This window comes from Ruegeria atlantica (genome assembly GCF_001458195.1).
Classification (GTDB): domain Bacteria; phylum Pseudomonadota; class Alphaproteobacteria; order Rhodobacterales; family Rhodobacteraceae; genus Ruegeria; species Ruegeria atlantica.
The window spans coordinates 38,232-49,487 of sequence record NZ_CYPU01000074.1; the positions used below are offsets into that span (position 1 = coordinate 38,232).

Annotated in this window: 11 protein-coding genes; 7 read left to right on the forward strand and 4 right to left on the reverse strand. The window is 58.0% G+C overall.

Annotated features, from left to right (window positions below; translation table 11 throughout):
* Positions 1-170: 170 nt before the first annotated feature.
* The 3 genes from dapE to rnr are packed head-to-tail and all read left to right on the forward strand — an operon-like array spanning position 171 to position 4,197.
* On the forward strand, positions 171-1,310 hold the full coding sequence (dapE, locus tag RUA4292_RS22930) for a succinyl-diaminopimelate desuccinylase (RefSeq protein ID WP_058279711.1): 1,140 nt from the start codon (positions 171-173) through the stop codon (positions 1,308-1,310).
* A 3-nt stretch (positions 1,311-1,313) separates the two neighbouring features.
* Positions 1,314-1,889, forward strand: a complete 576-nt coding sequence (locus tag RUA4292_RS22935) for a TIGR04282 family arsenosugar biosynthesis glycosyltransferase (protein WP_058279712.1) — start codon at positions 1,314-1,316, stop codon at positions 1,887-1,889.
* Between the two features lie 46 nt (positions 1,890-1,935).
* Complete coding sequence (gene rnr / locus RUA4292_RS22940; RefSeq protein ID WP_058279713.1) at positions 1,936-4,197, forward strand: ribonuclease R; 2,262 nt, start codon at positions 1,936-1,938, stop codon at positions 4,195-4,197.
* Here the strand turns inward: rnr and RUA4292_RS22945 are convergent.
* Complete coding sequence (locus RUA4292_RS22945) at positions 4,188-4,574, reverse strand: DUF1801 domain-containing protein (protein WP_058279714.1); 387 nt, start codon at positions 4,572-4,574, stop codon at positions 4,188-4,190. The genes rnr and RUA4292_RS22945 overlap by 10 nt on opposite strands.
* Positions 4,561-5,268: a glutathione S-transferase family protein gene (locus tag RUA4292_RS22950; RefSeq protein ID WP_058279715.1), complete on the reverse strand. Its 708-nt coding sequence runs from the start codon at positions 5,266-5,268 to the stop codon at positions 4,561-4,563. The genes RUA4292_RS22945 and RUA4292_RS22950 overlap by 14 nt, the downstream gene beginning before the upstream one ends.
* A gap of 82 nt (positions 5,269-5,350) precedes the next feature.
* On the opposite strand from RUA4292_RS22950, the gene RUA4292_RS22955 reads away from it, so the two are divergent.
* From RUA4292_RS22955 to RUA4292_RS22960, 3 genes are all read left to right on the forward strand, one after another.
* Positions 5,351-6,064, forward strand: coding sequence for a helix-turn-helix transcriptional regulator (locus RUA4292_RS22955; protein ID WP_058279716.1), 714 nt, complete (start codon positions 5,351-5,353; stop codon positions 6,062-6,064).
* A 71-nt stretch (positions 6,065-6,135) separates the two neighbouring features.
* Positions 6,136-6,282: a hypothetical protein gene (locus RUA4292_RS25435; protein WP_233493530.1), complete on the forward strand. Its 147-nt coding sequence runs from the start codon at positions 6,136-6,138 to the stop codon at positions 6,280-6,282.
* A 10-nt stretch (positions 6,283-6,292) separates the two neighbouring features.
* Positions 6,293-7,426, forward strand: a complete 1,134-nt coding sequence (locus RUA4292_RS22960) for a lytic murein transglycosylase (protein ID WP_233493531.1) — start codon at positions 6,293-6,295, stop codon at positions 7,424-7,426.
* A 390-nt stretch (positions 7,427-7,816) separates the two neighbouring features.
* Here the strand turns inward: RUA4292_RS22960 and RUA4292_RS22965 are convergent, their stop codons facing one another.
* Both RUA4292_RS22965 and RUA4292_RS22970 read right to left on the reverse strand, forming a co-directional pair.
* Positions 7,817-9,214 (reverse strand): aspartate aminotransferase family protein, encoded by a 1,398-nt coding sequence (locus RUA4292_RS22965; RefSeq protein ID WP_058279718.1) that lies wholly within the window; start codon positions 9,212-9,214, stop codon positions 7,817-7,819.
* Between the two features lie 76 nt (positions 9,215-9,290).
* On the reverse strand, positions 9,291-9,938 hold the full coding sequence (locus RUA4292_RS22970) for a GntR family transcriptional regulator (RefSeq protein WP_082637235.1): 648 nt from the start codon (positions 9,936-9,938) through the stop codon (positions 9,291-9,293).
* Positions 9,939-10,114: 176 nt separating this feature from the next.
* Here RUA4292_RS22970 and RUA4292_RS22975 point away from each other — a divergent pair, with 176 nt between their 5' ends.
* Positions 10,115-11,200 (forward strand): polyamine ABC transporter substrate-binding protein, encoded by a 1,086-nt coding sequence (locus tag RUA4292_RS22975; protein WP_058279720.1) that lies wholly within the window; start codon positions 10,115-10,117, stop codon positions 11,198-11,200.
* The last annotated feature ends 56 nt before the right edge of the window (positions 11,201-11,256 follow it).

Here is an 11,256-nt window from a genome sequence, read left to right on the forward strand (position 1 = left end):
GAAAGGCACGGCAAGGTGGCCGCAAGGTAAACCGCCATGTTTTATTGGGGTGTCATTTCAAGACTCGCGAAAAAAAGCGCCCGGAATCCGGTGGCGAGGGGTTGGCAATTGGTCCAATTCGTTGAATCTGTGCACGATCCCGCGATTAAACCAACCAAAAGGGCCCAGAAATGACAGATCCGGTGAAGTTGACGGCGGACCTGATCCGTTGCCCATCAGTCACACCTGAGGAAGGTGGCGCGCTTGTGTTGTTGGAGAAGCTTCTGTCCGACGCAGGCTTCGACTGCACCCGCGCGGACCGGGGCGATGTCAGCAATTTGTACGCGCGCTGGGGGGCGAAAGCCCATCCGCGCAGCTTTGGGTTTAACGGGCATACTGACGTTGTCCCAGTGGGAGACGAAGCAGCCTGGACGATGCCCCCCTTTGGTGCAGAAATCCGCGAAGGTGTGATGTATGGGCGCGGGGCCACAGACATGAAATCCGGCGTGGCGGCCTTTGCGGCGGCCGCTGTGGATTTCGTGCGCGACACCTCCCCGGACGGGGCGATTATTCTTGCGATCACTGGCGATGAAGAAGCGGACGCGGTGGACGGAACCACGGCACTGCTTGATTACATGTCCAAGGCCGGAGAACGCATGTCTGCCTGTTTGGTGGGCGAGCCGACCTGCCCAAACACAATGGGCGAGATGATGAAAATCGGGCGGCGTGGTTCGATGACCGCCTGGTTCACGGTGACCGGTGAGCAGGGGCATTCGGCCTATCCGCACCGGGCCAAAAACCCTCTGCCCGCCATGGCGCGTTTGATGCATCAGCTGGCCAGCCACGAACTGGACCAGGGATCGGACCATTTCGATGCCTCAACCCTGGCCGTTGTGAGTATTGACACGGGCAACGCAGCTACCAATGTGATCCCGGCGCAATGTACCGGGGCGGTGAACATTCGCTTTAACGATCTGCATTCGGGTGCCAGCCTCAGCGATTGGCTGAAAGCGGAAGCCCAAGCCGTGGCTGAAACCTACGATGTCGCGATCAACGTTCGGATCAAGATCTCAGGCGAGAGCTTTCTGACCCCACCCGGCCCCCTGTCTGATCTGGTCGCGAAAGCGGTCGAGACCGAAACCGGTGTGCGCCCCGAGTTGTCGACAACAGGTGGCACCTCGGATGCGCGGTTTGTCAAAGACCATTGCCCAGTGGTTGAGTTCGGCCTTGTCGGCCGAACGATGCATCAGGTCGATGAGTGCGTCGCGGTGGCGCAGATCGAACAGCTCAAGGCGATCTACACGCGCATCCTTCGGGACTATTTCGCCTGAACCATGCAGCGCACATTGGTCATCATGGTGAAAGAACCTCGCCCGGGTCGGGTCAAGACGCGGCTGGGGCGCGACATCGGCATGGTTGGCGCGGCGTGGTGGTTCCGTCACCAGACGCGTGTGCTGATCCGGCGATTGCGGGACCCACGCTGGCAGATTGTGCTTGCCGTCGCCCCGGATCGGGAAGGTCTGACCAGCCGCATCTGGCCCGTTGATCTGCCCCGCGCGGCGCAAGGGCGCGGTGATCTGGGCGACCGCATGGGACGCATGTTGCGCGGCATGCCGCAGGGACCGGTTTGTCTGATCGGCGCGGACATTCCCGGGATCACATCCCAGCATATCGCACGAGCCTTCAAGGAATTGGGACAGTCGGAATTTGTATTTGGCCCTGCGCCGGACGGTGGCTATTGGTTGGTAGGGGCTCAGCGGTACAAGGCGTTGCCGACAAGCCTGTTCCGTAATGTACGCTGGTCTACTGAAACTGCGCTGGCTGACACTCTGGCCTCAGTTCCGGGGTGCCGCGTAGGATTGCTGGACCATCTGCGCGACGTTGATACGGTGGCTGACTTGACGCCCTGAACTTTTTGGTCATGACGCGGTCGCATACCCGTGATAGGCCGGAGATATGACTCGCATACCTACCAAGCAGGAGGTCCTCGATTGGATCTCGGCGAACCCCACCCTGACCTCGAAACGCGATATCGCCAAAGCCTTTGGTATCAAGGGCGCGGACCGGATCGATCTGAAGCGCATCCTGAAAGAGCTAGAGGCCGAGGGGCATCTGGAAAAGCGCAAGCGCAGCTATCGCGATCCGGACCGCCTGCCACCGGTCAGCGTGCTGCAGGTGAAGGCTCCGAATGCGGATGGCGACCTGTTCGTGCGGCCCTTGGAATGGCATGGCGAAGGGGTCGAGCCGATCATTCTGCTCATCACCCGTGCCAGCGATCCTGCGCTGGGCGAGGGCGACCGCATTCTGGCCCGCCTCACGGTTGTGCATGAAGAAGACCACAATTACGAAGCACGACTGATCCGACGTGTCGGGACGAACCCGCGCAAGATCGTGGGCATCTTTCGCAAAGGGGCGGAAGGCGGACGGATCGTGCCCATCGACAAAGCCGGTCAGACCGAATGGCTGGTTGCTGATGGGGCCGTATTGGGTGCAAAGGATGGAGAATTGGTCGAGGCTGAACAGGCTGGGCCAAAGAACCGAATGGGCCTGCCGCGCGCGCGCATTGTGGAACGGCTGGGTGATCCATCGGCGCCCAAGGCTGTGTCACTGATTGCAATTCATCAGCACGGTATTCCGGATGATTTCCCCGACAAGGTGATTGCCGAAGCCGATAAGGCCAAACCGGTTGGTCTAAAAGGCCGCGAAGACCTGCGGGATATACCTTTGCTGACCATCGATCCATCAGATGCGCGGGATCATGACGATGCCTGTTATGCCCATGCCGACGATGACCCCAAGAACCCTGGCGGGCATGTGATCTGGGTCGCCATCGCCGACGTTGCCGCCTATGTGCAGCCCGGTACGGCGCTGGATCGTGAGGCGCGCAAGCGCGGCAACTCCAGCTACTTCCCGGACCGGGTGGTGCCGATGCTGCCGGATCGCCTCTCTGGAGACCTGTGTTCGCTGCACGAAGGCGTTCCGCGCGCCTGTATCGCTGTTCGAATGCAGATCGATGCGAATGGAAACAAGATTGGTCATCGCTTTGTACGTGGTCTGATGCGCTCGGCCGCCTCGCTGCACTATGCCGAAGTTCAAGACGCTATCGACGGCAATCCAAACGACCGCACAGGGCCTTTGTTAGAGCCTGTGTTGAAGCCGCTCTATGATGCCTATGCCGCGCTTAAGAAAGCGCGGGCGGAACGGCAGCCACTGGAGCTGGACCTGCCCGAACGCAAGATCGTTCTCAGCGACGCGGGTGAGGTCCAAAGCGTGGCCTTCCGCGACCGGCTGGACGCGCACAAGCTGATCGAGGAGTTCATGATCCTCGCCAATGTCGCCGCCGCCGAGACATTGATCGCCAAGCGACGCCCGTTGCTGTTCCGTGTGCACGAGGAACCGGCGCAAGAAAAGCTGGAAAGCCTGCGGGAAACCGCGCAGGCTGCGGGCCTAAATTTGGCCAAGGGTCAGGTGCTGCAGACCCGGCACCTGAATGCATTGCTGAACGCTGCCGCCGGGACCGAGGATGCAGAGTTGATCAACCTTTCAACTCTGCGCTCGATGGCACAGGCTTATTACAATCCCGAAAATTTCGGCCATTTCGGCTTGGCGTTGCGCAACTATGCGCATTTCACCTCGCCCATCCGCCGTTACGCGGACCTGATCGTGCACCGGGCGCTGATCACGGCGCATGGCTGGGGTGACGACGGGTTGACCGAGGATGAAATCGCGCGGCTCGATGAAACGGCAACGCATATCTCGGACACCGAGCGCCGCTCGATGATGGCCGAGCGGGATACGACGGATCGCTATCTGGCCGCTTATCTAAGCGAGCGTGTGGGCAATGAGTTCAGCGGTCGTATCAGCGGCATTGCCCGGTTCGGTGCATTTGTGAAGATGGACGAAACTGGCGCGGACGGCCTGGTGCCCGTCCGGTCACTGGGGCGCGAGTTTTTCCATTTCGACCGCGAAGCCGGCACGCTGATGGGATCAGACACCGGTTTGATCATCGCCATCGGTCAGCGTGTCACCGTGCGCCTGACCGAGGCCACGCCCGTTACCGGCGGGCTCGAGCTGGAGCTGCTGTCTATCGATGATCAGGCCTTACCGCGGGGGCGGGGCGGACCCGCCAAGCGGGGTACACGGCGCAAGGCGGTCAGTACCAAGCGCAAGAAGGACAAGATCAAGCGCAAGGTCGAACGCAAACGTCGTCAAAGGTGATAGGTCAGCGCCAGTGCGATCAGCCAGCCATGCCGGGTTTCATCAATCTGACCCGGGTTATCAAACAGAATGGCCCGGTTGCCGTCCAACCTATCCTCGCCCGGAAAGGCAGTGGTGAAATCACCGATTAGTCGGCTCTGACAATGCACGAACAGTGCAAAGGAAGCCGCTTTGTGCCCGCCCAGCCGGATGGTTGACCCTTTGGGCGCCAGGTAGGCGGGTTGACCCCACCGCAGTGCTTCATTCAATGGCTGGGCATTAGGCAAAGTCCCGGCTGTTGAAAACACCAGTTCACGCAAAGCAATCACGCCCGAACGCGTATATTCGGGGAATGCTTCAAGGGCGGCCTGAACGGCGGGATCATTAAATGGTGTCATGCAGCGGTATCGCCTGTTCCATTCGGTCGATGTAATCGTTGAGCAGCCTATCCTGTTTGATCCGCCGGGTCAGCGGGGTTTCCGCTGGTGTCGCGCGCATTGCGGCCAGCATTGGCCCAACGCTCATATCTGCCGAGGTCGGCTTGTCACCCAGAAGGTAGGGTGATTGCCACAGATAGGCGGATACCGCTTCAAGGTCTTGCTCTAGCCGATCCCGTCGCTCGACAGGTGAGAAACGGGCGACACCCTGGAACCCCAGCCCCTGAACAACCTTTTTCCGGATGGAGTTCGAAACAGGTGTGCGGATCAAAGCGGGAATGACCGAAAAGAAATTGTCGCGCAGAATTGGCCAGACCTCGTCATTGGCCCATCTGTCCATCACGACCTGAAAATAGATATGTTCCTCTGCCATGCGGATCAGCGTCCGTGCCTGCGCCTTTTGTATGTCGCTTAGCCCAGCGTCGAAGTTTGCGCCCTGCGCCTCAAGCCAATCGCGAATCAGGTCGCTGTCCGGGACAAGACGCCCTGGTGTGCGCAGAACCGGCAGTTTCTGGTGGGGCATCTTGCGAGGGTCCAACATATCAGACCGCTGCCAACGCTGGCCCGCGTGTTCCAGCATGTACGCGGCCTTGACGCAGAAGGGGCTAGCGCTGAACAGGCCAAAGGCCGATGGGTAGATCAGAAGGGTCAGCATTGGGGGCTCCGTATTTGGGACACCCAAAGAATAGCGTTGTCTGATGACAGTTTCTGTCATCAGGTGTAGTCTAACCTGTATTATGTCCCGTACCGCCCGCCTGTTCCAATTGATGCAAGCCCTGCGCTCTGGTCCGTCACCCAAGACGTCCCAACACCTGGCGCAGGATCTGGGCGTCTCGCCGCGCACCGTCCATCGCGACATTGAGTCGTTACGCGGGCTTGGGGCGGTGATCGACGGTGAGGCCGGTTTTGGCTTTACTCTGATCGAAGACGCAACACTGCCACCGCTTGGATTCAGAGATGATGAGCTTGAAGCGCTGGTGTTGGGGTTGCGAGAGGTTCAGGCCATTGGCGACTCCGGTTTAGCAGATGCGGCGGGCAATGCGTTACGAAAACTTCAGGGACGCCTACCCCAGCGCCAGTCGCACCGCCTGACCCATGCCGTGTTGACAGCGACGCGGTTTGATCGCCCAGCCAAGCCCACCATCGCGGTGGCTGACCTGCGGCAGGCCACATGGGACGAACGCACGATCGAGTTTGCTTACACCGATGCCAAGGGCGATGACACGCGCCGCAAGGTAAAGCCGCTGAGTATCGTCTATATGGACCGCGCCAGCGTTTTGATTTCCTGGTGCCATCTGAGACAGGATTTTCGCGTCTTTCGGTTGGACCGAATACACGAAATGTCCGTGACAGGCGAAAGCTTTAGACCAAACCGCATCCCTTTACTGCGTGAGGCACTTGCCGGAATTCGTGCGGAACACAAAGCAAAAGATCGCGAGGGGTCAAGCTGAACGCTTTGGAAAACGCGAATTTTGAGGTATTCTGAAGTCGAGCAGTAACCAGGAAAATTCGGAATGCGTAAATGCATAGGTGGCGTTATGACCGCCGCATTATGGGCATCCATTGTGCAGGCGGAATCTATCAATACTCTGGGCGGATCACAGGCCATACAGCTGGCGTCAGCTGGCGTGGCGATATCGATCCGGCCAGCTTTACGACCCTCAGCTAAGGAGTACCGGGTGTCGACGGAAGGAAACGCGCGGTTTCAGGCGTGGCTTGGAGCATTTCGTGAACGGGCGGTAGAGCAGGGCATTTCCACCGCTACACTGGACAGGTCGCTGGCGGGTTTAACCTACGATAAGGACGTGATCAGGCGCGACCGCAATCAGGCGGAATTTTCGAAACCAATTTGGGAGTATTTGGATTCTGCCGTCTCAGACACGCGCATCAGGAACGGCCGGGCGGGGTTGGAGCGACATCGTGATACGTTGGCCCGCATCGAAACCAAGTACGGCGTTGAAAAAGAGGTGGTAACGGCGATTTGGGGGCTTGAGACCTCATTCGGAACATTTCGGGGCAGCGACCACACCATCCGATCTCTGGCAACTTTGGCGTTTGACGCACGGCGCGCGCAGTTTTTCGAAACCCAGTTGATCGCTGCCTTGCAGATCATTCAGGCAGGCGACGTCAGCCCGCGCAACATGAGGGGCAGCTGGGCCGGGGCGATGGGGCATACGCAGTTCATGCCAACCTCGTTTCTGGACCATGCGGTTGATTTCGACGGGGACGGGCGGCGCGATATCTGGTCGGACGATCCAACCGATGCGCTGGCCTCGGCCGCCGCCTATCTGGCGCGGCATGGGTGGACCAAGGGGCAGCCGTGGGGCGTTGAGGTGACCCTGCCCAAAGGGTTCGACTATTCTACCGCAAGGCGGGATCACACATTGATGCCCTCACAATGGGTCGCACGTGGCGTGGTGGCGGCGAACAGCGCGCCTGTATCGGATCACGGGCAGGCGGCGATCCTGTTGCCTGCCGGAGGGCAGGGCGTCGCGCTGATGATCTTCGATAATTTCAAAGTCATCGAGAGATACAATGGTGCCGACGCCTATGTGATCGGCATCGGCCATCTGTCCGACCGTCTGGCTGGACGGGGGTCGTTCCAGACCGAATGGCCGTGTGGTGACCGGGTGTTGAGTTACACCGAGAAAAAGGAACTGCAATCCCGACTGACAGAGGCTGGATTTGATACCCAAGGCGTCGACGGGCGCACAGGGCCAAACACAGTCAAAGCTGTTCGGGCTTATCAATTGGCGCAGGGGTTACTGCCAGACGGATATGCCAGTCTGAACCTCTTGGAAGCGTTGCGGTGACAATGGAAAGGCGTTGATCTATTGCCTGGGTATGCGCCGCGGATACTCTCTCAGTTATTGGCTGTGCAACCTCCCGACTACCGGCACTCACTACGATAGACGGGAGGTGGACCCAGCAGAAGAGCGGGTCGCGACGCCGGTAGAGGTAATACAAATAACCGACTCGCATTCGCATACTTGAATCTGAGATACATTAAATCAAGATATTTTTCGCGCGATAGATTTTTAGTTGCCGCGCGATACAAGATTACTTCTTTTTGTCGATCGATTTGATTGGATCTAGCTGTGTTCAGCAATTGAGCTGGATCGATTGACGTGCAAATGCGATTTGGAAAGTGAAAAGGGGCGCATTCTAGTGCGCCCCTTAAATCCGGAAAGTAGCAATCTGGACTATGACGCTGCTTTCATCAGCCCCTGCGCGATGATCTCGGCCTGCGCCTCGTCTAGTGACTTGTGAATCCGCACGAACATCTCATCGATTTCCGCAGGAGTCAGGACCAGCGGGGGTGAGATGATCATCCGGTCGCCAACATGGCGCATGATCAGGTTGTTGGCAAAGCAGCGGTCGCGGCAGATGTAGCCGACCGTGCCGGGCTCGGAGGCGAATTTGGCGCGGCTGGCCTTGTCCGGCGTCAGCGCGATCGAGGCCATCATGCCGACGATTTTGGCCTCACCGACCAATGGATGATCGGCCAGGGCCTCCCATTTCTCTTTCAGATAAGGGGCGGCCACGTTGCGGACATGGTCGACGATGCCTTCTTCTTCGAGGATGCGCAGGTTCTCCAATGCGACTGCCGCAGCGACCGGGTGGCCGGAATAGGTATAGCCGTGATTGAACTCGGTGCCGCCGATCACCTCGGCAATCTCGTCATTCACGATGGATCCGCCGATGGGCGCATAACCCGAGCTGAGGCCCTTGGCGATCGTCATGATATGCGGTTTGATACCAACAGTTTCGGACCCGAACCAGTTGCCTGTACGCCCAAAGCCGCAGATCACCTCATCGGCGATCAACAGGATATCGTATTTGTCGCAAATGCGCTGGATCTCGGGCCAGTAGGTATCGGGGGCAACGATCACCCCGCCCGCACCCTGCACGGGTTCGGCAATAAAGGCCGCGACGCGGTCTTCGCCCAGTTCCAGAATGGTTTCTTCCAGCTCACGCGCGCGGGCCAGGCCAAACTCTTCCGGCGCCATGTCGCCGCCTTCTGCCCACCAGTTCGGCTGGTTTATGTGGTGGATGTTCGGGATCGGGATGCCGCCCTGCGCATGCATGCCCGCCATACCGCCCAGAGAGGCCGAACCGACGGAGGACCCGTGATAGGCATTGTGGCGGCTGATAATGATATTCTTGTCCGGCTGACCCTTCTCAGCCCAATAGGTGCGCACCAGGCGAATGTTGGTGTCATTTGCCTCGGACCCACCGGCCGCGAAGAACACGTGATTCAGATCCCCCGGCGCCAGTTCTGCGATCTTGGCAGCCAAAGCGATGGCCGGAATATGGGTCGTTTTGAAGAACGTGTTGTAATACGGCAGTTCACGCATCTGACGAGCAGCAACCTCGGCCAGTTCATCGCGACCGTAACCGATATTGACGCACCAAAGACCGGCCATGGCGTCCAGAATCTCTTCGCCTTCGCTATCGGTCAGGTACACGCCTTTGGCACGAGTGATGACGCGCGCACCTTCCTCGCCCAATGATCCGTTAGCCGAAAACGGGTGCATATGATGCGCCGCATCCAGCGCCTGCAATTCGGCGGTCGGCATGTGATTGGTGATGGTCGACATCAGATAAACTCCTGCATAAGGCGGTCACCTGTCACAATATGATCAAATTTTTTCGTGTCAATCGAATCGATCTGAATCAGGCGGAGATCAAAGCGTCCGACATCAATTCCATACCCTGCTCAATGTCCTGAGCGGTTGCTTTCGCGACCTTTTCCGCATCTTTCGCCCGCAAGCTTGCGATGATGTCTTTGTGCCGATCCGGCAGGCTATGTGTTCCGAACCGTCCGCAGACAACGCGTAGTGAGGGGCCGAACCGCAGCCAAAGCCGCTCGGCCAGATCGTTGAGAATCGGGGCATCCGCATGCGCATAGAGCGTTTCATGAAACTGGTGGTTCAAGCGCAAATAACCACTGACGTCGCCGTCTGTGATGGTCTGATCCAATCGCTGATCAAGCTTTTCGAGCTGATCGATATCAGCAGGTTTTAGATTCGCGGTTGCCCGTCTGGAAAGCTCTGATTCTATTGATATTCTGGCAAAAATCATCTGCTCGACATCGGTGCCCGACAACAAAGGCACGGAGACGCGCCGATTGCCCTGAAACACCAGCGCGCCGTCCGAAATCAGTCGCCGGATCGCCTCGCGGACGGGGGTCATTCCAACCCCGAGCGATTCGGTCAAACCCTGTATCGTGACGGGTTGTCCCGGGACCAGATCACCGTACATGATCTGCGATCTCAGGGTTTGGTACACCTGTTCATGCGCCGGTCTTTTTCCCTCATTCATCTTCGAGCTGGATGCTTTATTTTTGATCAAATCCAAGTGGTTTACCCTGTTTCGCGTGGTGTCGACTTGCCAGACGCCTGACCTCGTGAAACCATACGATGGATCGGGGGAAAACGCAAAACTTGATCAAATCAAAAAAAACGGGAGAATACCCGTACACTTGCAGGGAGAGAAATATGTCAATCAAAACGCTGACGATGACAGCGATTGTCGCGCTGGGGACTTCGGCGGCTTTTGCCGAAGAGGTGCGCGTCTACAACTGGTCCGACTATATCGACGAGGATCTACTGAAAAAATTCGAAGAAGAGACAGGGCTGACCCTGATCTACGACGTGTTTGACAGCAACGAAGTTCTGGAAACCAAGATGCTGGCCGGTGGATCAGGCTATGACGTGGTTGTGCCGTCGGGCACGTTTCTACAGCGTCAGATTCAAGCTGGCGCCTTTCAGGAACTGGACGTAGCAAAGCTTTCGAATTCAGGAAACCTATGGGACGTGATTCAGGAACGTACTGCAGGCTATGACCCGAACAACGCCTATTCGATCAATTACATGTGGGGGACGACCGGCCTCGGCGTTAACGTTGGTAAGGTTAAGGAAGTGCTGGGCGATGACGTTGCTCTGAACAGCATGGACTTGGTTCTGAAGCCGGAGAATATGGAAAAGCTGGCCTCATGCGGCGTCCATTTCCTGGACGCTCCGGCCGAGATTATTCCGATGGTGCTGCAGTATATCGGTGAAGATCCGGACAGCCATGACACCGATGTGATCGGTAAAGCCGAAGAAATCCTGGCTGGCGTTCGCCCGCATATCCAGAAATTCCACAGCTCGGAATACATCAACGCGCTGGCAAATGGCGATATCTGCATAGCTGTCGGTTGGTCAGGTGACATCCTGCAAGCGCGGGATCGCGCGGCCGAGGCCGAAAATGGCGTGGAAATTGAATACCACCCCTTCGCTGAAGGTTCGCTGATGTGGTTCGACCAGATGGCCATCCCGGCAGATGCTCCGAACCCGGAAGGCGCACACCAGTTCTTGAACTTCATTCTGGACGCCAACAACATGGCTGCCGCATCGAACTATGTGTACTATGCCAATGGCAACAAGGCTTCTCAGGAGTTCCTTGAGGAAGACGTGATTGGTGATCAGGCAATCTATCCGAGTGATGCCACGATGCAGAATCTCTACATCACGACGCCTTATCCCGTCAAAACGCAGCGGAGCGTGACCCGCCTGTGGACCAAAATCAAATCGGGCACCTGAACCGAAGTATCTGAGCAAGGCGGCCCGACCGCCTTGCCCTTTCAATCAGACCGTCG